Source organism: Xanthobacter sp. BG11Y11_SDJG, assembly GCF_057364445.1.
Genome location: NZ_JBNFNU010000032.1, coordinates 1 through 21,332, shown reverse-complemented (window position 1 = coordinate 21,332; position 21,332 = coordinate 1). Strand labels below are relative to the sequence as shown.

The window sequence follows — 21,332 nt, the reverse complement described above, 5'->3', positions numbered from 1 at the left end:
CGCGTCGACGCGGCCGAAAATGGCCTCGCCGCAGCGGCGAGCGCGGCGCCCCGCTCCGGCGCGCCGAGGATCGCGCCGATGAGGCGCAGCGCCGCCGGGGTGTGGGAAAAGCGGCCGTCGATCAGGATGTAGGGAATGCCGGTCTGCGCCTGCACCCGGTCGGCGAGCGAGCGGTAGGTGTCGGTGATGGTGCCGAAATCGATGATCAGATCGGGCTTCGCCGCGATCAGGCGTTCGAGGTTCAGCGTGTCGCCGCGACCGGTGAGGCGCCCGGTCTCGGGCAGATCCCGCACCTGCGGCAGAAGGAAGTCGCGCGCGGCCGGCCGGGGAGTGCGCACCCAGCCGATCATCTTCTGAGGTGCCACCACGTAGAGCAGCACGGAGGCGGGCGGCCCGGCGGCGAAGACGCGGGTGATGCGGTCGGGAATCTCCACCGTCCGCCCGGCCGAATCGGTGACCGTGCGGGCGGCGGCCGGCCCTGTGGCGGCAAGAGCCCAGAGAACGGCGAAGAGCGCCAGCGCCGCCGCACGCCCGGTCCCCTTGGTCCACCCTGTGCGCAAGGTGCGCGATTCCATCCCCGCCTCCTGCGTGTCGCGAAACATGTATCCCGGCATATATATCGCATCGGCGCTGCGGCGCGCAGGAGTCCTCGACGCCGCGGCGCTCCCCGCCGCGGCGCTTGACAGGACCGAGGCGCCGTCGCTTTGGTGGAGCCATGACATCGTTCGTTCCACAGGACGCAACATCCCTTCTGCCGAACATCGAGGCCAAGGCGCGGCAGGAGGTCAATGAGCCCCATTCCGCGCTCGTGCGCTTCGGCGCGGACAAGCCGCTGCGGCTCGATGCCGGCGTCTCCCTTCCGCACCTGCAGATCGCCTACCAGACCTATGGCGAGCCCAATGCCGCGCGCTCCAACGCGATCCTGGTGTGCCATGCGCTGACCGGCGACCAGCATGCGGCGAACCCCAATCCGGTCACCGGCAAGCCGGGCTGGTGGGAGACCCTGGTGGGGCCGGGCAAGCCGATCGACACCGAGCGCTTCTTCGTCATCTCGTCCAACGTGCTCGGCGGCTGCATGGGCACCACCGGGCCGGCCTCCCTCAATCCCGCGACCGGCCGCGCCTACGGCCTCGACATGCCGGTGGTGACAATCCGCGACATGGTGAACGCGCAGGCCATGCTGCTCGACCATCTCGGCATCGAGAAGCTCCTGTGCGTCGCCGGCGGCTCCATGGGCGGCATGCAGGTGCTGCAATGGGCGGCCAGCTATCCCGAGCGGGTGTTCTCGGCCCTGCCGATCGCCACCGGCGCGCGCCACTCGGCGCAGAACATCGCCTTCCACGAGGTGGGCCGGCAGGCGGTGATGGCCGATCCCGACTGGCGCGGCGGGGCCTATCTCGCCGCGGGGGTGACGCCCCATCGTGGGCTCGCGGTGGCGCGCATGGCGGCGCACATCACCTATCTGTCGGACCAGGCGCTGCACCGCAAGTTCGGCCGCCGCCTGCAGGACCGCGCCAACCCCACCTTCGGCTTCGACGCCGACTTCCAGGTGGAGAGCTATCTGCGGCACCAGGGCGAGAGCTTCGTTCAGCGCTTCGACGCCAATTCCTATCTCTACGTCACCCGCGCCATGGATTATTTCGACCTCGCCGCGGACTATGGCGGCGTGCTCGCCAACGCGTTCGCCGGCTCGAAGACGCGCTTCTGCCTCGTCTCCTTCACCTCGGACTGGCTGTTTCCGACCCAGGATTCGCGCGCCATCGTCCATGCGCTGAACGCGTCGGGGGCGAGCGTCTCGTTCGCCGAGATCGTCAGCGACAAGGGCCACGACGCCTTTCTGCTGGAGGAGCCGGAACTGTTCGCCATCACCCGGGGCTTCCTCGACAGCGCGGCGCGCGCCTTCGGGCTGCCGCCGGGCCGGGAAGGATGAGCGCCATGGCCGTGCGCGATGAGGTGCTCGACGAGAGCGTGGTGCGCTCGCAGGGCGGGCGCGTCGACCTGGTGGTGGTGGCGGAGATGGTCGCGCCCGGCTCGCGGGTGCTCGACGTCGGCTCGGGCGACGGCGCGCTGCTGGAACTGCTCGCCACCACGCGCCAGTGCGATGCCCGCGGCATCGAACTCTCCCGCGAGGGGGTGAATGCCGGGGTGGCGCGCGGCCTCGCCGTGATCCAGGGCGACGCGGACGTGGACCTCGCCCACTATCCCGACGACGCGTTCGACTATGTGATCCTCTCGCAGACGCTCCAGGCGACGCGGCGCCCGCGTTGGGTGCTGGAGCAGATGCTGCGCATCGGCCGGCGCGCGGTGGTGTCGTTCCCGAATTTCGGGCACTGGCGCTCGCGGCTCGACCTTCTGGTCCACGGCCGCATGCCGCTGACCGAGAACATGCCCGTGCCGTGGTACGACACGCCCAACATCCATTTCTGCACCATCCGCGACTTCGTCGAACTGGTGGAGATCCTGGACGCGCGCATGGAGAAGGCGGTGGCGCTGGACAGCTCCGGCCACCGGGTGCGCGTCAACATGCCGTGGTGGGTCTGGAACCTGCTGGGCGAGCAGGCGGTGTTCCTGCTCTCGCGCAAGAACGCGGGCCGGCCGGGCTGAAGCCGAGGCGGCCTGCGGTCAGCCCGCCGGGACGCCGCCGGGCACCAGCACCGGCTCCATCGCCGGCTCGATGACCGCCGCGCGACGGCGCACCTGGGCCGGGCGATGAAGCTGCTTGGTCGCCTCCACCACCAGCACGCCGGAGAACGGCAAAGACAAACGCGATCCGACCCGCTCCCAGGCCACCGCCGTGCGCAGAAACCAGCGGCTCGGCGGGGCATAGAGCGCCTCGCTCCAGCCCACGGGCGTGAACAGCGCCTCGCGCAGCAGCGACACCACCTGGCCGCGGGAGAAGGGACGGCCATTGCCGAACGGCGTGGTGTCGAGCCGCGCCCAGACGCCGCGCCGGTTGGGCACCACCGCCAGCAGCCGGCCGCCGGGGGCGAGCACGCGCCAAACCTCGCCGAGCAGCTCGGCGGCGTTGGGGGTCATCTCCAGCGCATGGACCGCCACCACCCGGTCGACACGGCCGCTCGGGAACGGCAGCATGGTCTCGTCGGAGAGCGTGGCGAGCGTCGGCGCGGCCGAAGGCCACCGCACCACCCCCTGGGCCGCCGGCATCACGGCGATGCAGCGCTCCGCCTCCTCGCGGAACACGCCGAGATAGGGCGTCGCATAGCCGAGGCCGAGCACGGCCATGCCGGTCACGTCGTCGAAGCGCCCGCGGATCGCGCGGCCCAGCAGCCGGCGCGTCATCACGCCGACCGGCTGGGCGTAGAAATTGCGAAGGTCGACGACGTCGAGGAACATGGGTGGCCAATGCCTGAAGCCGATGGCGTCTTGAAGGCGGCGGACCGCCATGGCCCGCGGCGAAGGTTCTCCTTCCTCTTGCGCCACCCGCATGCCGAGCGCAACCCGGCCGGCGTGCACTGGCGCGCCGCGGCAACGGGCTATCATCACCCGCACGGGCGGCGCGATGTACCGGGGGACTTTCGCCTGCGCCCTCGTTTTCCCGACACGGGGTCGCGCCATACTGGGCGTCCCTATCCCACACCGGAAGCGCGATCCGGCAGACCATTCGATCTGCGGCATCGCGCTTCAAGGCGCGACAGGAGGACCACCTTGCCGGCCGAGATCCGCATCATTCCCTGCCTCGACGACAATTACGCCGTGCTGCTGCACGACCCCGTCACCGAGGCCACCGCCGTGATCGACGTTCCCGAGCCGACCCCGGTCATCGCGGCGCTGGAGAAAGAGGGCTGGAACCTCACCCACATCCTCGTCACGCACCACCACCAGGACCACGTGCAGGGCGTGCCGACGCTGAAAGCGCGCTATGGCGCGACCGTGGTCGGCCCGAAGGCGGAGGCCGGCGCCATTCCCGGGCTCGATGTGGCGGTGGTGGACGGCGACCCGGTGGCGGTGGGCTCGCTGGTGGGCCGGGTGCTGGAAACGCCGGGCCACACCGCGGGCCACGTCTCCTACTGGTTCGAGGGCGAGCACCTGCTGTTCGCCGGCGACACGCTGTTCACGCTGGGCTGCGGCCGCCCGTTCGAGTGCGATCCGCCGGTTCTGTGGGCCTCGCTCCAGCGCCTGAAGACGCTGCCGGCCGACACCCAGGTCTATAGCGGCCACGAATACACCCTCTCCAACGCCCGGTTCGCGCTTTCGGTGGATCCGGACAATGCCGCGCTCAAGGCGCAGACCGCTGCGGTCGAGGCCAAGCGGGCGAAGGGCGAACCGACGATCCCGTCCGCCATGGCCGACGAGATCGCCGCCAATCCGTTCCTGAGGGCCGACGATCCGGCCATGGCCGAGATGCTGGGCGTGGACGGGGCCGACCCCGGCGCCGTCTTCACCGAGCTGCGCGCCCGCAAGAGCGCATTCCGGGGCTGAGCCATGGACGCCCCCTGCCCACCGATGGACGCCGACGCGGTGATCGCCCTGCTGGGGCTCATGCCGCATCCGGAAGGCGGCCACTATCTGGAGACCTTCCGCGACGCCGCTCCGGACGGCGCGCGCGGCCCATCCACCGCGATCTATTTCCTGCTGAAGGCGGGCGAGCGCTCGCACTGGCACAAGGTGGACGCGGTGGAGATGTGGCACTGGCATGCCGGCGCGCCGCTGGTGCTGCGGATCGCCGAAGAGGGAAGGGGGGTGCGCGAGCTCATGCTTGGCCCGGACCTCGTGGCCGGTCAGCGGCCGCAGGGCATCGTCCCGGCCCACGCATGGCAGGCGGCCGAGAGCCGCGGCGACTGGACGCTGGTGGGATGCACGGTGGCCCCGGCCTTCCGGTTCGAGGGCTTCGTGCTGGCACCCGATGGCTGGGAGCCGGGCTGAAGAGGTTGCCCGGTCAGCTGCGGGCGGCGGAGATGGCCACCGCGTCGCCCTCCACCACGTCGGCCGTGGCATCGGCGCCCATCAGGCCGAGCAGCTTGGTGCGGGCGCGGTTGACGCGGCTCTTGATGGTGCCGAGCGCGCAGCCGCACACTTCCGCCGCCTCCTCGTAGGACAGGCCCGCCGCGCCCACCAGAACCAACGCCTCGCGCTGGTCGTCCGGCAATTGGGCCAGGGCGTCCTTGAGGGAGGAGAGGGTCATCGACCATTCCTGGCTGGGACCCATGTTCGAGTCTTGCTGGGCCAGCACCGACATGCCGTCGCTCTCGCGCCGGCGCTTGCGGATCTCGGTGTAATAGGTGTTGCGCAGGATGGTGAAGAGCCAGGCCCGCAAATTGGTGCCGGGATCGAACTTGTCGATGTTGGACAGCGCCTTGAGCAGGGTTTCCTGCACCAGGTCGTCAGCCTCGGTCCGGTCGCGCGTCAGAGATCGCGCGAAGGCGCGCAAGGCGGGCAGGAATTCCAGCACTTCCCTCTGGAGGGAGCCGGCATCCATTCCTGGCCTCTTGTCGGTCGGATCCATGGGCACCTTCTTGGGCCGCGCGGCGCGGGCTCCGGGCTTGCGCCGCGCGTGGCGGCTGTGTCGTGCGTGCGATGAGGGCGATCCGAGCAAATTGGATTTACTCGGAAAATTGCCTTCTCACCAGAAAAGGGAACAACGCCGTTTCGTCCTGTCTCGTGCGATCCAATCGGGAGAGCCATTGCGAAGCCCCCCGGGGCGATCCGGCGGCCCAGCACTCCTTCGGGGCGGGGAAGGTTTCCGGCCGGGCAGCGGAACACGATCGCGTCCGTTTCCGCCGCCATCCGGAAACCCGGTCGGTGGGCACCAGCAGACCCTGCCACGGATTGCGGCAGTCAGGCTGGCTCCTCTCCATAACGTGATCCGCAGGATTCGGTTCCCGGCCGATCAGGAACGGTCGCTGCCGACCGGAGCGCCGCTCTTCTGGCCGCCCTTCTGGCCGGCCTGGGACGCAAGCGCGCGGTTGCGCGAGAAGCTGCGATCTTCGTCCGCCACGCTCTGGCCGCCCTTGCGGCCGGCTTCGGCGGCGAGCGCCCGGTTCTGGAAGAAGCTGCGCTTCTCGGCAGGGACGCTCTCGCCGCCCTTGCGAGCGATGGCACGCTGCTTTTCCGCGTCCATGGCGGCGAAGCCGCGGTTGGAGGTGCCCTTCGAACGCGCTTTATCCATGATACATCCTCGAGTCTCGGAAGGCCCGTCGAGTCACACGGAGGGACTCACGGGATGACAACGAGGCAGAACCGCTACGGTTCCCTAATCCATATCCGCCCGGATGCGCGGGCGTGCGGGGGCAAAGCGTCGTTCGCAAAATGGCCAGGGCTGCCGGGCATCCGGCTCGGAAACTGGTGGCAGCGTGAGGCGTTCGACCCCTACGCCGACGGCGTGCCACAGGTTCGCAGCGGAAAGTCGCCGGTCACGCGAACGTTATCGCCGATCTCGACGCGGCGGAGCTGGCCGCCGAGCTGGCTGGCAAAGCCCTGGTCGAGGTCGAACTTGCCCGGGCGTTCCGCGGTGCTCGTCATGGGCCCGGCCGTGATCGTGACCATGAGCCGCCCGCTGCCCTGTCCGCATCCCACCGTCACCGGCAGCTTGGGGCCGTCCGGCACCGCAAGCCCGAGAACGATCTCCACCATCATCAGCGCAAACGGGGTGGCCATATCGACCGGAAGCTGCACGTCCGGGGCCTCGATGCGGACCGAGAGATTGCGGTCCGGCACGCCTTCCAGCAGGGCTGCCAGCTCCCGCAGGAGTTCGCGCAACCTCACCGCGGAGCCTTCGCTCGCCTCGTGCAGGATGCGGTGGACCACCGCCAGGGTGTTGACGCGCGTGCGCAGCTCCTCGAAGCGGCGACGGTCCTGGCCCTGGCCGATGCCGAGGCCGTAGAGGCTGAGCAGGCTGACCACCACCTGGAGCGAGTTCTTGATGCGGTGATGGATCTCGCGCACCAAGGCGGTCTTTTCGGCGAGGTTTTCCCGGAGCTTGGCATCGCGCTGCCGGACCGCCTGCGCCATGTTCTCCACCGCCGCCCCGAGCGCCCGGAACTCGCTCGGGGCGCGATCGAGCCGGGTCGGCCGGAAGCGGTAGTGCCCCTTCGCGTAGACCGATGTCACCCGCCGCAGATAGTTCAGCCATTGCAGGATCATGCGGTCCACCGCGAACCACAGGCCGACGAGGCTCACCACCGCGACGAGGCCCGGCAGCGCGAAGCTGGCCGCCACCGCGAGCGGGGTCCAGCCGAACAGCTGCCGGGTCGGCAAAGCATAGGCCACCACCAGGCCATGGCGGTCGAGCGGGGCGACGGTATAGGTCCATTTGCGGCCGGTGGCATCGGTGACCTCGCGCAGACCTTGCGCGCCGGCGCCGGCGAGACCGGACGGGCGGAACAGGTCCTGGCTCACGGCACGGGAACTGGAGAACAGTTCCCGGCCCGAAGCGTCGAAGACCGCCGCGACTCCTCCCGCCTCCACCGTCGCCTGGCGCAGCATGGTATCGAGCCGTGTGGCGTCGAGGCCCAGGGCCATGGCGCCGTCGAAGCTGCCGTCGCGCGCCCGCCGCGGCTCCAGGACGATGATGATTTCGGTCCGCGTGGCGGCGCTCATCCGGCGCTCGGTGAGAGTCAGGCGTCCGGGTGCCCGGACCAGATCGTCCCACCAGGGCTCGTCGGCTATGGACGCAGGCCCCGAAATGGCGCTGCAGACGACGTTTCCGTCCTTGTCCAGCACCCCCATATTGGACACGAAGGGCAGGCTGAGCGTGGCGCCGTAGAGCGTCGCCTGGCAGCCGTCCCCGGCGGTCCGCACCGCTTCCACGGTCCGCATGGCCTGAAGCACGCTTTCGGCGGACGCGATGATGTTGGCCTGGCTGGAAGCGGCGGACACCGCCAGCTGAAGCAGCCTCTGGCGCGCCTCTTCCTCGGCCCCCTTCAGATGCATCAGGCCCTGGACCATGCTGAGCGTCGCCACCGGGGCGATGGCGAGCAGGGCCACCAGCAGCAGGCGCCGCCGAACGCTATCCAACAGATCACGCGGCTCGGCCGTCAGCGGGAAAATGCTTAAACGCCTGCGGGGATCGACACGCGCCGCTTCCTTTGGCACCAATTCCATCCCCTGCTCCGAACCATCCCGAACGGCCGCACGCCGTATCCGCGGACGCACCTGGGACTGCGGCGCGCGCCGGTTCGACCTATAATGCCCGCGCGAGGGGCAAGTTCCCTTAATTGTAGGGAACTTTTCCCGGCAACCGGCGTTTCCCGCCGTTGGACCCCATCGGCGCTGCAAGCGAGGAATTGCGCATGCCCCACCAGTCGATCGTCAAGCAGCTCCCTTTTCTGCGCCGGTACGCGCGCGCCTTATCCGGAACCCAGCGGGCGGGCGACCTCCTTGTGCAGGAGACCCTCCAGGCGATCCTCGACGGCAAGATCCAGATCAACCCCGGCGCCTCGCCCCGCGTCGCGCTCTATCGCGCGTTCCACGGCGTTTGGCAGCGCCGCACCGGCGCGGCCGGCGACGCGGCGTCGCGTGCGGACGAGCGCCTGCAGGCGCTCGACGTGGGCTCGCGCGTGGCGCTCCTGCTCACCGCCATGGAAGGCTTCACCTATGCGGAGGTGGCGTCGATCCTGTCGACCTCCATCGACGACGTGGAAGCCCAGGTGATCGCGGCGCAGCGGGAGATCGACCGTCAGATCGCCACCCGCGTGCTCATCATCGAGGACGAATGGGTGATCGCGCTCGACCTGAAGACCCTCGTCACCGAGATGGGGCACGAGGTGATCGGCGTCGCCCCGACCCATAAAAAGGCGGTGGAACTGGCGCGCAGCGGCGACTTCGGCCTCGTCCTGGCCGACATCCAGCTCGCCGATGGCTCGTCGGGCATCGACGCGGTGACGGACATCCTGTCGCACTTCAACGTGCCGGTGATCTTCATCACCGCCTTCCCCGACCGGCTGCTGACCGGCGAGCGGCCCGAGCCCACCTATCTGATCACCAAGCCGTTCCTGAGCGAGACGGTGAAGGCGACGGTGGCGCAGGCGCTGTTCTTCCATGAGGCGCGCAGCGAGCCGACCGCGGCCTGAGGCGCCGACAAACCGTCCGCTGGCAGGATCGCTTTGCCGCGCGCGGCGTTATCGCTCAGACATCGCCGTCGGTCATGGTTCGACCGGCCGCGCGATGTCCACCAAGCGGGCGCGGCCCGGACAGGCGTTTCTTTGTCCGGTTCGCGGTCTCTATCGTTCAGGTGGAGGGCGATCGACCGATCAAACGGATCTGTTTGCGGGAATCGCGCTCCAGTTTCGCGGCCGTGCCGGCGCTCCGAAACGAGGCCGCGCCGGAGCCGAACCAGACACAGCGGAGATGCCTCCATGGCCGACAAGCCCTTGACCGCCGACAAACCCCTGGCTGCCGACAAGCCCTTTACCCCGAAGGCCGAGCCCTCCATCGAGGACATCCGCAAGGATCTTGAAACCCTCAAGGAGGACTTCGCCCGCCTCGCCGAGACCCTGACCAAGACGGCGCGGCATACGGCCCGTGGCGCCGCCGGCGGTGCGAGATGGCTGCAAGCGAGGTCTCCGACTGGGCCGAAGATCAATATGTGCAATTGCGCGAGACCATCCGGGCGCAGCCCGTGACCTCTTGCGCCGTCGCTGCCGGACTTGGCCTGGTGCTGGGGCAGATCCTGCTGCGGCGCTGAGGGCTTCGGGCGCGCCGTTCGCCGGCAATGCCGGCGGGCGGCCGCCTCTCGAATCCGGGCCGAGAGGGGCGGGTGACTTCCCTGTCTTTTGGGGCCAGCGGCCAGCAGCCGTGCGCGCTTTCGGAAGGGTGCCCGGACGGGTGGGTTAGTCCGTTATGGTGAAGCCGAGGCCGCGCAGCGCGCCCCGCAGGGTCGCCCCGTCATAGGGCTTGCCTACCAGCGCCACACCCTCCACGCCGCCGAACTCGCCTTCGAGTTCATCCGTGCCGTAGCCGGTGGCGATGATGACGGCGAGGGCGGGACCAGCGCGCGCAGTTCCCGCACCACCGCGTCGCCGCGCATGTCCGGCAGGCCGAGATCCACCACCGCGAGCCGGAACGGTTCGCGTTCCGGCGCTTCCTGAGCGGAGCGTGCATGCGCGAGAGCGGCCGCGCCGTGCGAGGCGACGGTCACCTCGAAGCCGTGGTCTTCCAGGATCTGCTGCGCCACCATGGCGACGAAGGGCTCGTCTTCCACCAGCAGTGCCGCACCGTTCCTGTCGCAGGACTGTTCCAGGATGCCTGTCACCTTCCGCACCAACTCCGCCTGCGTGAAGGGCTTGGTGAGCAGGTTGACGCCCCTCTCCAGCCGGCCCTGTCGCAGCACCGCATTTCTTGCATAACCGGTGGTGAAGAGCACTCGAATTTGCGGCACGGCCTGGCGCAGGCGGTCGGCGAGGCTTGGTCCGTCCATCCCCGTACCGAGCCGAATGTCCGTGAACAGCAGCTCTGGGCGCTGGGATGGCTCCAGACGTTCCACCAGTTCCAGAGCCGCGGCGCCGTCGACCGCCTCGCTGACCTCGTGGCCCGCGGCCTTGAGCACGTCGACGCCGAGCTGCCGGGCCTGCGGGTCGTCCTCCACCACCAGGATGCGCGCCTTGCGCGTCTCGGTGGGGGTGCGCAGATCGGCGTGCTCGCCCTCGTCCACGGGCCGCTCCAGGCGCGGAAGGTAAAGCTTCACCGTCGTGCCGTCGCCCACCTCGCTGTAGATCTTTACATGTCCGCCGGACTGCTTGACGAAGCCGTAGACCTGGCTGAGGCCCAGGCCGGTGCCGTCGCGCGGTCCCTTGGTGGAGAAGAAGGGCTCGAACACCCGCGCCATCACTTCTGCGCTCATGCCCGTGCCGGTATCGCTGACGCAGATCACCACATATTGCCCCGCCGCGACGTCGTGCTGCTCCGCATAGGCCTCGTCGAGATAGGCATTGGCGGTCTCGATGGTGAGCTTGCCGCCGTCGGGCATGGCGTCGCGCGCATTGACGGCGAGGTTGAGCACCGCATTCTCCAGCTGGTTGCGGTCGACTTCCGTGCCCCATAGGCCCCCGGAGAGCACGGTCTCGAGGGTCACACGCTCACCGAGCGCGCTGCGCAGCATCTGCGACATGCCCACCAGAAGCCGGTTCACGTCCGTGGGCTTGGGATCGAGCGGCTGGCGGCGGGAGAAGGCCAGAAGGCGCTGGGTGAGGGTGGCGGCGCGCATGGCGCCCTGGCGGCAATGGTCGAGGAACGTGCGGGCCTGCACGTTGTCGGGCCCGATGCGCCGCTCGGCCGCCTCCAGATTGCCGACGATCACCGTGAGCAGATTGTTGAAATCATGGGCGATGCCGCCGGTGAGCTGGCCTACGGCCTCCATCTTCTGGGCTTGGCGCAACTGCGCCTCCGTGGCGAAGCGCTCCTTCATCTCCCGGCGCAGGCGCTCGTTGGCCTGCGCAAGTTCGGTCGTCCGCTGGGTCACGAGGCGTTCCAGCTCCTCGTGGGATCGCGCCAGCGCCTCGCGGGCCGCAACGATATCCGCGATGTCGGTGCAGCTGCCGTACCAGCGATCGACGCGGCCGTCCTCGTCGCGCACCGGCACCGCACGGCACAGGAACCAGCGATAGGAGCCGTCGGCGGCCCGGAATCGGCATTCCCGGTTGAACGGCTCGCCGCTGGCGATGGAGTCGTTCCAGGCGCCGGTCAACTCGTCCTTCTCGTCCGGATGGACATAGGAGTACCATTCCCCGAAGCCGCCCTCGTCGACGGACGCTCCGGTATATTCCTGCCAGCGATGGTTGTAGTAGTCCCCATGGCCTTGCGGGTCTGCGGTCCACACCATCTTGGGCAAGGCTTCCGCCAAGAGGCGGTATCGGCGCTCGCTGTAGGCGAGGCGCTGCTCCGTCCTCTTGATCTCGGTGATCTCCACCACCGTGGTGCCGACGAAGCGGGTCGCGCCCGACGCGTCCTTGACCGGATAGAAGCTGAACAGCCAATGCCGCTGCACGCCCGGCATAGCCGGGGTCGAGCCGGTAATCTCGACATCCGGCACGATCTCGCCGGTTTCAAAGACCCGGTCGACGAGCGGCGCGGTGCGCTCGGACAGCCCCGGCATCAGCTCGGCCATCGTCCGGCCCACATGGGCCTCGCGCGGGATCCCGCCCATGCGGGCAAGCGTGTCGTTGACCTGGTGGATGCGGCGCTGGCGGTCGAAGAAGGCGAAGCCGAGCGGCGCGTTGGCGAGCAGCGATTCGAGTGTCGCGAGCGTGGCCTCATTCTCCCGCGCGGCGTCGGCGAGGGACAATCGGGTCCGTTCGAGGTTGATCACGCTCGCGCGCAGCAGCGCGGCGATCAGGCAGCAGGCGAGACCATTGATGGTGAAGGACGCCAGGGAGACGCTCGCGCCGGTTAAATCGGTGCCGGCCGGGGCCATCCAGGGGATGAACGAGGCGTTGGCGGCAAGCGCAAGCGCGAGCCCGAACAGGCCGACCCGCAGTCCACCCACCAGCGCGACCAGCAGCACCGCCGGAATCTGCAGCAGGAAGGGGGCGTAGTCGCGCAGCGCGTAGGAGGACAGCGCGCGCAGGGCGAACGCGGCGGCGATCACCAACACCGCAAAGGCTAGTCGCCAGGCGAGGGAACGAGGTTGCGCCAGAAAACGCATGGATGACGCGACAGGTCCCCAATCCGGCCCACCCATTCCTGCTCCCGCTCCCTCTTCCGCGACCCATGCACCATGGCCATGATCAGCAAGACTTTTCAATCGGGAACCGCTCGCCGGCGCCGGTGCGCGCGCAGTCGATGGAGGATCGTCAAGCGGGGGGCAGTGCCGCCGGGGTCTGGAGGTCGACACGGTCGGAGGGGCGGGGACGGGCGCCTGAGCGCCCGTCCCCTCTTTCGTCAGCGCGCCGCGGGGGCCGGCTGGGCCGGCGTGCGGGCGGCGTTGTTGGCGCGCGGGTTCTCGAGCTCCTTGAACTCCGGCGCCGCCTTCAGCTCGTCCTTGGTCTTGCGGACCACGACGTGATCGGACGTGTCGGGGCCGCGCACCATCTCGATCATCTGGAACGGCACCGCGACATCCTTCTCGCCGATGCCCAGGAAGCCGCCGACGCCGATCACGGCGCCAACCACGCGGCCGTCGCGGGCCAGCACCACGTCGTTGATCTCGCCGATCGACTCGTTGGCGGCGCCGCGGACGGACATGCCGATGAGGTTGCTCGCCAGCATCTGATCGGCGCTCTGCATGCCGATGAAGCTGGCCGTCGGCGCCATGGTGGACGAAGCGGGCGCGGTGGCGGCGGGCGCCGTGGTGGTCGGAGCCGTCTGCTGGGCGATGGCGGCCGACGCAAGCAGAGACGCAGCAGCCACAGTCAAGAACTTGATGCTTTTCATATCATCCTCCGATCCATTGGTTTGCGGGCAGATGTCGTGGCGCAGGGAAAATATTGTTCCCAGAATGCCCAACGCGATATTCTGCGGATCGAAGGCCGAGAACATCGCGATTGGCGTCTGGAAACGATATTTTTCCTTGTGCCCACGCTCTACTGTTCAAACGTGGATCGCGCGATGAGGTTCCCCGAAAAGTCCCGCGCCGCGGGCAGTTCCGTGCGGGCGGGGCCGGGGCTTGTGCGGCGATCCCGCCCGTGGCAACAGACGGCCGCCTCGGGTGCGGCCGGCGCGCCTTTCGGCGCCCGACCTTGCGGCCGCGGCAACGCTCCCCAGATGAGTCCGGTCTTCCAGAGCAGGAGCCGCCCGCCCCATGTTCCGCGCACTTTCCGACTTCATCACCGAGATCACGGGCGGCGAGCGCGAGGTCGTGGCGTTTGCCGACGGCGATTATCGCCTCGCGGCGGCGGCCCTCCTGGTGCATGTGATGTCGATCGACGGCGCCGTGACCCAGGACGAGCAGGCGATCCTCAAGGATATCCTTGCGCGTCGCTTCGACCTCTCGCCCGAGGACACCGAGGCGCTGCTGGCCTTGGCCATTGCCAAGGACGCCGAAGCGGTCGATCTTTATGCTTTCACGAGCGTGCTCAACCGCGCGCTCGACGACGAGGGCCGGCGCCGCATCGTCGAGATGATGTTCGAGGTCGCCTATGCCGATGGCGGCCTGAGCGAGTTCGAGGACAATCTCGTCTGGCGCGCCGCAGAGCTGCTGAACGTGGGATCGCGCGATCGCACCCGCATCCGGCGCGAGGTCCGCGACGAGACGGAAGGGGACGGTGAGCAACAGGACTAGGCCGCCCAAGGTGCCCTCAGACAATGGAACGCCCGCAGGCGCGGACCCTTGCGCCTGCGCCGGCGAGGCCGGCACCATCCTCGTCATCGTTCATCAGGCCCATTCCACGCCGGGCCGCATCGGCCAGCGCCTCTCGGTGAGCGGCTATGGGCTCGACGTCCGCCGGCCGGCGCTGGGCGATCCGCTCCCGGCCGACCTCGCGGGCTATGCCGGGGTGGTGATCTTCGGCGGCCCCATGAGCGCCAACGACAGCCACGCTTATATCCGCGAGGAGACCGACTTTTCGGCCCGCGTGCTGGCGGAGGGACGTCCGCTGCTTGGCATCTGCCTCGGCGCTCAGATCATGGCGCGCGCGCTCGGCGCGCGCGTCGCGCCGCACGCGGAGGGCGTGTGCGAGATCGGCTATTACCCGCTCGCTGCCACCGAGGCGGGCAGGGCGCTGCTGGACTGGCCGAGCCATGTCTACCACTGGCATTCGGAAGGCTTCGACCTGCCGGCGGGCGCCGAGCTTCTGGCCACGGGCGAGACCTTTCCCCACCAGGCGTTCCGCTACGGCCGCAATGCGTTCGCGCTGCAGTTCCACCCCGAGGTCACGCGCGAGATGATGTCGGTGTGGATCGTGCGCGGCGCCCACCGCTTCGGCCTGCCGGGCGCCCAGGCGGGGGAGACGCATCTGGCGGGATGGGAGCGCTATGACGGGGCCGTCGACCGCTGGCTCGACCGCTTCCTCGAAACCTGGCTGGGCGACGCGCCCGCAGGCGGGGCCTCCGGAAGGCGATAAGCGCTCTATTGCAATTTGCAAAATGCAAATGCGAATTGCGAGTCGCCCGGGGCGCCTTTCCATATATTGAAGAATTTCTCGCGCCGATCACCACATATGGTAGCGGGCCGTGGCCGCGCTCTTGCTGGTCTGCTTGATGCCGGCTGTCAGGTTCACGCGTCGCCGGCCTCCGATCGGGGCGCCCGCCGCTGGCTGGCGCCCCGCTTCGTTTGCGCCGCCTGCCGCGCGCGATCCCGGCCCCGCGCGGCGGATTCGCTGCAATGCAAAAAGGCGCGTGCCTTTGCGCGGCGGACGCAGTAAAGTGCGCCATCGCGCCTGGCGGTATCAAAATAGTTACGCACGGGAAGTTTTCGGCATTTTCCCGCGGCGGGCCTCATCAAGGTCACAACGACCACTCGCCCTGTCGTCAGATCGAGGCCGGCTTGCTTTCTCGCCCGGTGTCCGGGCGCGGCCGGTCCGCCCCATGAGGGAGGATGCAGCGATGGACGCGCGCGCGCCTTTGCCGCCGATCCGGGGGATCGGCTATTCGATCCGTGCCACGTCGCCGGAGTTCGAAGATCTTGGTGCCAAGCTCGACGAGGCGGAGCGCCTCGGCGTGGATTTCGTCGAGCTGCCGCTGTTCGCCTGGACCCTCGTGGTCGGCGGGCGGGTTCTGAGCGAGCGGGTCGCCCGCCTCGTGTCGGCGACCCGGACGCGGCCCCTCGCCTTCACCGCCCACGGTCCGCTGGCAATCAACCTGATGGACGCCAAGGAGCGCCTGCCGCGCCACGTGGCGCTCCTCGACGCGGCCATCGCCATCGCCGGCGAGGTGGGGGCGGTGAACCTCGTCATCCACACCGGCTGCGTGCGCGGCGATGACGACGTCGAACTGGCCTATGTGCGCCAACGCGACGCCCTCGCGGCGGCTGGCGACAAGGCGGCCGCAGCCGGCGTGACGCTGTGCGTGGAGAACGTGTTCCGCTTCGAGCCCATGCGCGAGACGGCGTTGCCGGGCCGGCTCGCCGTGGAGCTCGACGCCATCGGCCATCCGCACGTCCGCGCCACCCTCGACGTGAGCCATGCGCTCCTGCGCTGCAACGACGCCCGCGTCGACTTCATGAAGGAGATCGCGGCGCTGGCACCGTTCGCCCGGCACCTGCATGTGCATGACAGCTTCGGCCGCCCGGTCGAGAGCTGGGCCATCGACGAGGCCGAGCGCGCGGCCCTCGGCGAGGGGCGACCTCCATCTGCCGCTCGGCTGGGGCGGCATCGACTGGGACACGGTCGCGGGCGCCTGCCGGTTCCGCCCGGGACGTGGTCAATCTCGAACTCCACCGCCGCTATTGGGCCGAGCTTCCGGGCCAGGTGGCGCTGCTTCGCACGTTCGCCGGCAAGCTTGCGCCGCCCCCCATCCCGTCTGACGTTGCGCGCCACCGGAGGCGCGCCTTGCCGATTCAGCCACGCCCGCAGATGGTGTAGAGGAGGCGTTCGGCCGACCGTGACGGCGGAACGCGCCCTGCGGCAGGATCGGCATGGAGAATGACATGTGGCTCGATGCCCCACGGCCCGCGGTTCCGACGCGGCCCGTCCGCTTCCTCGCCGTGATCGCCTTTGTGCTCATGCCCGCCTTTGGGTCGGCACAGGCCCAGGCTCCGGCCGGGACTCCCGCGCCGGCACCGCCCGCCCGCGAAGGCCTGACGGCCCCGCCGCTGGTGAATCCCAAGGGGGTCGAGAGCGTCCCGGTCATCCCCCGCGGCGACGCATTCGCGGCCGAGGAGATCGAACTCGCCGCGGTGCCGGTTCTGATCGTTTCCGGAACGGCAAGCTGGGACGACGCCTATGATGCCTTGGTCGGAGCGGCCAAAACGGGCGAGGCGGAACTGTCCAGCCTCGGGCTCACGCGGTCGGGCGACGTGGTGATGGTGGTCTATACCGAGAGCGACGACCGCGGCTTCTCCTATGAGGTGCAGCTTCCGTTCTCCGGCGCCACCGCCCGCAAGCCGTCCGGCACCGTGAAGCTGGGCGCCTCCCAGGCGGGCAAGGTGTTGAAATTCAGCCATTCCGGCACGTTCGCGGACATGGACAACACCTACGAGCTGATCTTCAACTATCTCGATATGAAGAACCTGACAGCCGGCGACTTCTATATCGAGCGCTACCGCACCGACCTGCTCACCGCCGCGCCGGAGGCGCTGGAGATCGACATCCTCGTTCCTGTGCAGTGACGGCGGGTGCGGCGCGGGGCCGCTTCCCTCCGGCGCACGAATCCTCTTCACTGGTGCGCGATCCCCTTAGCTTGGGGGCGCGGATGCGGCTGCATCCGCCGAAGGGTCGAGACTGGGTTCGCGGAGGCGACAATGCCGCGGCTGTTTACCGCCATCGAGATTCCGCGCGAGGTCGGGACGCAATTGTCCGTGCTGCGCGGCGGCATCTCCGGCGCCCGCTGGATCGATCCTGAGAACTACCATGTCACTCTGCGCTTCGTCGGCGACGTGGACGACGCGCTCGGCCGGGACATCATGCTGATGCTGGGCCAGGTGCGCCGTCCGGCCTTCGACGTGACGCTGGACGGCGTCGACCAGTTCGGCGGCCACAAGCCGCGCGCCGTGTTCGCGGCGGTGAAGGCCAATCCCGCCTTGAGCGAGCTGCAGGCCGAGCACGAGCGGCTGATGCAGCGCCTGGGCCTCGGCGCCGAGGGCCGCAACTTCAAGCCGCATGTGACGCTGGCGCGGCTGCGCGACGCCTCGACCCGCCAGGTGGCCGACTATCTGGCGGCGCGCGGGCCCTATCGCAGTTCCCCCTTCCACGTACCGCGCTTCGTGCTCTTCTCCTCCCGCGACAGCGTCGGCGCGGCCCCTACGTCGTCGAAGCCGCGTATCCTTGATCTGAGGCGCGCCGTCCCCGGCCGACCTTGCGCCGGGGCGAAAGGTCCCCATCTGGAATCCATGGAGCCGGGCGCGCTTGCCCGACCAGCGAAAGGACGGGTGGACGGGGATGGACTGGAGTTCACTTTCGGGTGTCGACGGCGCCCGCGCGGCGCGCGACGAACGGCGGGTGCGCTCGGGTTTCTGGGACAAGCTGCGGCGCAATGCGAGCTTCATCCCCTTCGCCGAGGAGGCGGTCGCCGCCTATTACGCCGCCTTCGACAAGGGCACGCCGCTGCGGGTGCGGGCGACGCTGCTCGGCGCGCTGGCCTATTTCGTGCTGCCGTTCGACGTGGCGCCCGATCTTCTGCCGCTGGTGGGTTTCGGCGACGACGCGGCGGTGCTGATGGGCGCGCTGCGGCTGCTGTCGGCCCATATCCGACCGCACCACCATGCCGCCGCGCGGGCCGCCTTGGCTGAATTGCGCGCGCCGGATGCGGCCGAGGGTGCTACCGCCCGGTCGTGAGCACGACCTTGCCCTTGACGCGGCGGCCCGCAATCTCAGCCAGGGCGGCCGCGCAGTCCGACAGCGGAAAGGTGGCGTCGACGTGCGCGGAGATGCGCCCGTCGCGGCCATAGACCATCAGCTCGGCGATCGCGTCGCGCAGCCAGATCGGCGTGCCCCGTGCCTTGGCGCCGAAATCCACGCCGCGGGCATCGCAATTCTTCAGCAGCAGCAGGTTGAGCGGGATCTTCGGAATCTGGCCCGAGGCGAAGCCGATCACCAGGAAGCGCCCGAGCGGCCCGAGCGCCCGCAGCGCCTGCTCCGCAAGTTCGCCGCCGACCGGATCGTACACGACGTCGATGCCTTGGCCCGCGGCGAACGCCTTCAGGCCGGCCTTGAGGTCCTCGGCGCTGTAGTCGAGCCCCGCCGCGGCGCCGTGCGCCTGCGCGAACGCGACCTTTTCGGGCGAGGAGGCGCAGGCGATGATGCGGGCGCCGAAGATGGCGCCGATCTCCACCGCCGCGAGCCCCACGCCGCCGGAGGCGCCGAGCACCGCCAGCGTCTCGCCGGCCTTCAGCGCGCCGCGATCGCGCAGCGCGTAGAGCGCGGTGCCATAGGTGACCGGCAGGGCGGCGGCCTTCACGAGATCGAAATCGGCCGGCACCCGCGCCAGACGCTCGGCCGCCACCACCAGCTTCTCCCGCGCCGCGCCGTAGGACACGTAGCCGCACACGCGGTCGCCGATGGCGAAGCCGTCGGTCTCGTCGCCTAGCGCGCTCACATGACCGGCGAATTCCGCTCCCGGCGAGAAGGGAACCGGCGGCTTCAGCTGGTAGAGGTCCTTCAGCATCAGGGTGTCGAAGAAATTGAGTCCGACCGCCGCCACGTCCACCACCACCTCGCCGAGGCCCGGAACCGGATCGGGCAGGTCGGCCATCGCAAGACTCTCCGGCGAACCGAGGCGGGTGCAAAGTACGGCTCTCATCGTTCCTCCCGGCCGATCTCGGCGGCCATCCGGTGCTCCGGAAACGCTGTGTTAACCCAGGACGCCCGATCACTGAGGGGACCTGCCGATCCGCCTGCGCCGCAGGCTGATCGGGTCGATGCGGTTTCTAACATTAAGTTAGGGAGCGATTCACCAATCAAGCCGATTTCCGGGTGTTCCGATCGCGCTCTCGGCTGCCCGAGGTGCGTTTCCGGCCTTCCGGACAAGGGTAACTTTCTTGGGGAATGGCCCCGCCCAAGGCCACTCAAGAGAAAAAGACCAGCGTATACAATGACTTGTACGTCAACCGACAATATCGTGCGTGGCGGCGGCATTGAGCCGGCAGCCCGCAATGGTCTAAACAGGCGCCGGCGCGCAGGTCATTTTTTTGACTGTGTCCGTCGCTAGAGCACGCGCCGCACGGCTTGCATTGCCAGCCGAGCGGATAACGCGTTCTCTATCTTCAAGGTGGTGCGCTCAGGGCAAATCGAGGGCGGTTTGCACTAATCGCGATCCAGGGCGGCACACCGACGCTAGACCTTTTCATCCAGACCGGTACGATTCAGCAAAAGGAGAAGCCATGGCCCATCGTCGTATCCATCCGACGCTCCTCGGCGTTTTCCTCGCCAGCCTCGTCGTCGCCCCGAGCATGGCGCTAGCACAGGCACAGTCCAAGGCGGTTGCCCAGTTCGGCGACTGGGCGGTTCACGCCTCAACCAGCGGTCCCAAGGTGTGCTACGCCACCAGCCAGCCGAAGCAGCGTTTGCCCGAAGGCCTGAACCGCGACCCCGCCTTCATGTTCATCTCGACCCGGCCGAGTCAGAACGTGAAGGAGGAAGTCAGCATCACGGTCGGCTTTCCGCTCCGGGACAAGAGCACGGTGACGGTCACGGTGGGCAACACCAAGTTCGAGCTCTACACGCAGGACCAGGGCGCCTGGGTGCGCAACGCGGCGGACGAGGCGAAACTCGTGGATGCCATGCGCAAGGGGCGCGACGTCACCGTCGTCAGCACGTCGGCGCGCGGCAACGAGACCACCGACAAATATTCGCTCACCGGCATCTCCCAGGCGCTCGACCGGGCGGCCCAGGAATGCAAGTGACGCTGCCCGCGGCCTGACCTGCCGATAGCCGATCGGGACGGGAGCCGGTTTGGACGTCCGCGGGCCTCCCGCGTCAGTCGGGAGCCCGCGCGGCCAGCTGCTCGAAATCGATGGCGTGGCCGGCGCGGTCGCGCTTCGACGCGAGGTAGCGCACGTTTTCGAGCGTGGGGCGCCCGAGCACCCGCTGCTCCGCCACCACGTCCAGCCCGGCCCGCTTGAGCGCCTCCACCTTCAGTGGATTGTTGGTGTGGAGGCGGACGGCGCAAACGCCGAGCTGCCGCAGCATCTCGGCGGCGAATTCGAAGCGGCGCTGGTCGAGGCCGAAGCCCAGGGCGGCATCGGCGTCGTAGGTGTCGAAGCCCTGCGCCTGCAGGTCATAGGCGCGGATCTTGTTGGCAATGCCGTTGCCGCGGCCTTCCTGGTCGAGATAGAGCAGGATGCCTCCGTCCTCGGCCGCCATGCGCGCGACGGTGTCGCGCAGCTGGTCGCCGCAATCGCATTTCAGCGAGCCGAACAGATCGCCGGTCAGGCAGGCGGAGTGCAGGCGCACCGCCACCGGCCGGGCCGGGTCCGGCGCGCCCACCACCACCGCCACCTGATCGCGCAGGCCCTCGCCGCCGCGGAACACGACGAACTCGCACTCCCGCGCGCCTTCCAGCGGCACCCGCGCGCGCCCGATGATGCGCAGGCTGGCCGCCTGTTCCCGGCGGAAGCGCGCCACACTCTCCGCCGTCACGGCCACCGCGCCCGGCACGTCGTGCCGACGAACGGGCAGCACGATCGCCGCGGGCAGCACCAGCGCAAGGGCCAGAATGTCCAAGGCCGCGAGGTCCGCCGGCGAAGCGCTCGCCACCGGCGCGTCGATGCGGGCGTCCAGGCCGACGCAAGCTGTTCCACCCGCGCGGCATCGAGCACCGGCAGGGCGACCGACCCGGCCACGGCG

General features: G+C 69.1%; 21 protein-coding genes and 1 pseudogene. 13 read left to right on the top strand and 9 right to left on the bottom strand.

Annotated features, from left to right (window positions below):
• Positions 1 to 575, bottom strand: a 575-nt coding sequence (locus AC2W7M_RS05435) for a TroA family protein (protein ID WP_486130689.1), incomplete at its 3' end; no start/stop codon positions are given.
• Between the two features lie 140 nt (positions 576 to 715).
• On the opposite strand from AC2W7M_RS05435, the gene metX reads away from it, so the two are divergent.
• On the top strand, positions 716 to 1,930 hold the full coding sequence (gene metX / locus AC2W7M_RS05430; RefSeq protein WP_486130687.1) for a homoserine O-acetyltransferase MetX: 1,215 nt from the start codon (positions 716 to 718) through the stop codon (positions 1,928 to 1,930).
• 5 nt (positions 1,931 to 1,935) lie between these two features.
• Positions 1,936 to 2,604 carry a methionine biosynthesis protein MetW gene (gene metW / locus AC2W7M_RS05425; RefSeq protein ID WP_486130685.1) on the top strand — a complete coding sequence of 223 codons (669 nt, stop codon included), beginning with the start codon at positions 1,936 to 1,938 and terminating at the stop codon, positions 2,602 to 2,604.
• Between the two features lie 18 nt (positions 2,605 to 2,622).
• Here the strand turns inward: metW and AC2W7M_RS05420 are convergent, their stop codons facing one another.
• Positions 2,623 to 3,354: a class I SAM-dependent methyltransferase gene (locus AC2W7M_RS05420; RefSeq protein WP_486130683.1), complete on the bottom strand. Its 732-nt coding sequence runs from the start codon at positions 3,352 to 3,354 to the stop codon at positions 2,623 to 2,625.
• Between the two features lie 312 nt (positions 3,355 to 3,666).
• Between AC2W7M_RS05420 and gloB the strand changes: the two genes are divergently transcribed.
• A complete protein-coding gene (gloB, locus tag AC2W7M_RS05415; RefSeq protein WP_486130681.1) occupies positions 3,667 to 4,440 on the top strand; it encodes a hydroxyacylglutathione hydrolase in 774 nt (257 codons plus the stop codon).
• A gap of 3 nt (positions 4,441 to 4,443) precedes the next feature.
• Positions 4,444 to 4,884, top strand: coding sequence for a cupin domain-containing protein (locus tag AC2W7M_RS05410; RefSeq protein WP_486130679.1), 441 nt, complete (start codon positions 4,444 to 4,446; stop codon positions 4,882 to 4,884).
• 13 nt (positions 4,885 to 4,897) lie between these two features.
• Here AC2W7M_RS05410 and AC2W7M_RS05405 read toward each other — a convergent pair whose 3' ends face one another.
• From AC2W7M_RS05405 to AC2W7M_RS05395, 3 genes are all read right to left on the bottom strand, one after another.
• Positions 4,898 to 5,464, bottom strand: a complete 567-nt coding sequence (locus AC2W7M_RS05405) for a sigma-70 family RNA polymerase sigma factor (protein ID WP_486130677.1) — start codon at positions 5,462 to 5,464, stop codon at positions 4,898 to 4,900.
• 384 nt (positions 5,465 to 5,848) lie between these two features.
• Positions 5,849 to 6,127 carry a con-10 family general stress protein gene (locus tag AC2W7M_RS05400; protein WP_486130675.1) on the bottom strand — a complete coding sequence of 93 codons (279 nt, stop codon included), beginning with the start codon at positions 6,125 to 6,127 and terminating at the stop codon, positions 5,849 to 5,851.
• 200 nt (positions 6,128 to 6,327) lie between these two features.
• On the bottom strand, positions 6,328 to 7,974 hold the full coding sequence (locus tag AC2W7M_RS05395; RefSeq protein WP_486130673.1) for a sensor histidine kinase: 1,647 nt from the start codon (positions 7,972 to 7,974) through the stop codon (positions 6,328 to 6,330).
• Between the two features lie 275 nt (positions 7,975 to 8,249).
• Here AC2W7M_RS05395 and AC2W7M_RS05390 point away from each other — a divergent pair, with 275 nt between their 5' ends.
• Entirely contained in the window at positions 8,250 to 9,029 is a 780-nt protein-coding gene (locus tag AC2W7M_RS05390; protein ID WP_486130671.1) for a response regulator, read from the top strand.
• A gap of 285 nt (positions 9,030 to 9,314) precedes the next feature.
• Positions 9,315 to 9,581 carry a hypothetical protein gene (locus AC2W7M_RS05385; protein ID WP_486130669.1) on the top strand — a complete coding sequence of 89 codons (267 nt, stop codon included), beginning with the start codon at positions 9,315 to 9,317 and terminating at the stop codon, positions 9,579 to 9,581.
• A 275-nt stretch (positions 9,582 to 9,856) separates the two neighbouring features.
• Here AC2W7M_RS05385 and AC2W7M_RS05380 read toward each other — a convergent pair whose 3' ends face one another.
• Both AC2W7M_RS05380 and AC2W7M_RS05375 read right to left on the bottom strand, forming a co-directional pair.
• On the bottom strand, positions 9,857 to 12,598 hold the full coding sequence (locus AC2W7M_RS05380; protein ID WP_486130667.1) for a PAS domain-containing protein: 2,742 nt from the start codon (positions 12,596 to 12,598) through the stop codon (positions 9,857 to 9,859).
• 236 nt (positions 12,599 to 12,834) lie between these two features.
• Positions 12,835 to 13,431 carry a PRC-barrel domain-containing protein gene (locus AC2W7M_RS05375; RefSeq protein WP_486130665.1) on the bottom strand — a complete coding sequence of 199 codons (597 nt, stop codon included), beginning with the start codon at positions 13,429 to 13,431 and terminating at the stop codon, positions 12,835 to 12,837.
• A 262-nt stretch (positions 13,432 to 13,693) separates the two neighbouring features.
• Between AC2W7M_RS05375 and AC2W7M_RS05370 the strand changes: the two genes are divergently transcribed.
• From AC2W7M_RS05370 to AC2W7M_RS05345, 6 genes and pseudogenes are all read left to right on the top strand, one after another.
• A complete protein-coding gene (locus tag AC2W7M_RS05370) occupies positions 13,694 to 14,173 on the top strand; it encodes a tellurite resistance TerB family protein (RefSeq protein ID WP_486130663.1) in 480 nt (159 codons plus the stop codon).
• Positions 14,174 to 14,249: 76 nt separating this feature from the next.
• Positions 14,250 to 14,954 (top strand): glutamine amidotransferase, encoded by a 705-nt coding sequence (locus AC2W7M_RS05365; protein ID WP_486130693.1) that lies wholly within the window; start codon positions 14,250 to 14,252, stop codon positions 14,952 to 14,954.
• Positions 14,955 to 15,435: 481 nt separating this feature from the next.
• Positions 15,436 to 16,476 carry a sugar phosphate isomerase/epimerase family protein gene (locus AC2W7M_RS05360; protein ID WP_486130661.1) on the top strand — a complete coding sequence of 347 codons (1,041 nt, stop codon included), beginning with the start codon at positions 15,436 to 15,438 and terminating at the stop codon, positions 16,474 to 16,476.
• A 1-nt stretch (position 16,477) separates the two neighbouring features.
• Complete coding sequence (locus AC2W7M_RS05355; protein WP_486130659.1) at positions 16,478 to 17,158, top strand: GyrI-like domain-containing protein; 681 nt, start codon at positions 16,478 to 16,480, stop codon at positions 17,156 to 17,158.
• 132 nt (positions 17,159 to 17,290) lie between these two features.
• Positions 17,291 to 17,817 (top strand): annotated as a pseudogene (gene thpR / locus AC2W7M_RS05350) (RNA 2',3'-cyclic phosphodiesterase).
• Between the two features lie 110 nt (positions 17,818 to 17,927).
• On the top strand, positions 17,928 to 18,323 hold the full coding sequence (locus AC2W7M_RS05345) for a YkvA family protein (protein ID WP_486130691.1): 396 nt from the start codon (positions 17,928 to 17,930) through the stop codon (positions 18,321 to 18,323).
• Here AC2W7M_RS05345 and AC2W7M_RS05340 read toward each other — a convergent pair.
• On the bottom strand, positions 18,307 to 19,287 hold the full coding sequence (locus tag AC2W7M_RS05340; protein ID WP_486130657.1) for an NADPH:quinone oxidoreductase family protein: 981 nt from the start codon (positions 19,285 to 19,287) through the stop codon (positions 18,307 to 18,309). The genes AC2W7M_RS05345 and AC2W7M_RS05340 overlap by 17 nt on opposite strands.
• A 580-nt stretch (positions 19,288 to 19,867) precedes the next feature.
• On the opposite strand from AC2W7M_RS05340, the gene AC2W7M_RS05335 reads away from it, so the two are divergent.
• Positions 19,868 to 20,389 carry an invasion associated locus B family protein gene (locus AC2W7M_RS05335; protein ID WP_486130655.1) on the top strand — a complete coding sequence of 174 codons (522 nt, stop codon included), beginning with the start codon at positions 19,868 to 19,870 and terminating at the stop codon, positions 20,387 to 20,389.
• Positions 20,390 to 20,462: 73 nt separating this feature from the next.
• Here AC2W7M_RS05335 and ribA read toward each other — a convergent pair.
• On the bottom strand, positions 20,463 to 21,332 hold an 870-nt coding region (gene ribA / locus AC2W7M_RS05330), incomplete at its 5' end, for a GTP cyclohydrolase II RibA (protein WP_486130653.1).

What these genes read in the sequence shown, in the direction of transcription:
- metX (WP_486130687.1), top strand. Translation starts at nt 716, where the DNA reads ATGACATCGTTCGTTCCACAGGACGCAACATCCCTTCTGCCGAACATC.
- metW (WP_486130685.1), top strand. Translation starts at nt 1,936, where the DNA reads ATGGCCGTGCGCGATGAGGTGCTCGACGAGAGCGTGGTGCGCTCGCAG.
- AC2W7M_RS05420 (WP_486130683.1), bottom strand. Translation starts at nt 3,354, where the DNA reads ATGTTCCTCGACGTCGTCGACCTTCGCAATTTCTACGCCCAGCCGGTC.
- AC2W7M_RS05410 (WP_486130679.1), top strand. Translation starts at nt 4,444, where the DNA reads ATGGACGCCCCCTGCCCACCGATGGACGCCGACGCGGTGATCGCCCTG.
- AC2W7M_RS05405 (WP_486130677.1), bottom strand. Translation starts at nt 5,464, where the DNA reads ATGGATCCGACCGACAAGAGGCCAGGAATGGATGCCGGCTCCCTCCAG.
- AC2W7M_RS05400 (WP_486130675.1), bottom strand. Translation starts at nt 6,127, where the DNA reads ATGGATAAAGCGCGTTCGAAGGGCACCTCCAACCGCGGCTTCGCCGCC.
- AC2W7M_RS05390 (WP_486130671.1), top strand. Translation starts at nt 8,250, where the DNA reads ATGCCCCACCAGTCGATCGTCAAGCAGCTCCCTTTTCTGCGCCGGTAC.
- AC2W7M_RS05385 (WP_486130669.1), top strand. Translation starts at nt 9,315, where the DNA reads ATGGCCGACAAGCCCTTGACCGCCGACAAACCCCTGGCTGCCGACAAG.
- AC2W7M_RS05380 (WP_486130667.1), bottom strand. Translation starts at nt 12,598, where the DNA reads ATGCGTTTTCTGGCGCAACCTCGTTCCCTCGCCTGGCGACTAGCCTTT.
- AC2W7M_RS05375 (WP_486130665.1), bottom strand. Translation starts at nt 13,431, where the DNA reads ATGTTCTCGGCCTTCGATCCGCAGAATATCGCGTTGGGCATTCTGGGA.
- AC2W7M_RS05370 (WP_486130663.1), top strand. Translation starts at nt 13,694, where the DNA reads ATGTTCCGCGCACTTTCCGACTTCATCACCGAGATCACGGGCGGCGAG.
- AC2W7M_RS05360 (WP_486130661.1), top strand. Translation starts at nt 15,436, where the DNA reads ATGGACGCGCGCGCGCCTTTGCCGCCGATCCGGGGGATCGGCTATTCG.
- AC2W7M_RS05355 (WP_486130659.1), top strand. Translation starts at nt 16,478, where the DNA reads ATGTGGCTCGATGCCCCACGGCCCGCGGTTCCGACGCGGCCCGTCCGC.
- AC2W7M_RS05345 (WP_486130691.1), top strand. Translation starts at nt 17,928, where the DNA reads ATGGACTGGAGTTCACTTTCGGGTGTCGACGGCGCCCGCGCGGCGCGC.
- AC2W7M_RS05340 (WP_486130657.1), bottom strand. Translation starts at nt 19,287, where the DNA reads ATGAGAGCCGTACTTTGCACCCGCCTCGGTTCGCCGGAGAGTCTTGCG.
- AC2W7M_RS05335 (WP_486130655.1), top strand. Translation starts at nt 19,868, where the DNA reads ATGGCCCATCGTCGTATCCATCCGACGCTCCTCGGCGTTTTCCTCGCC.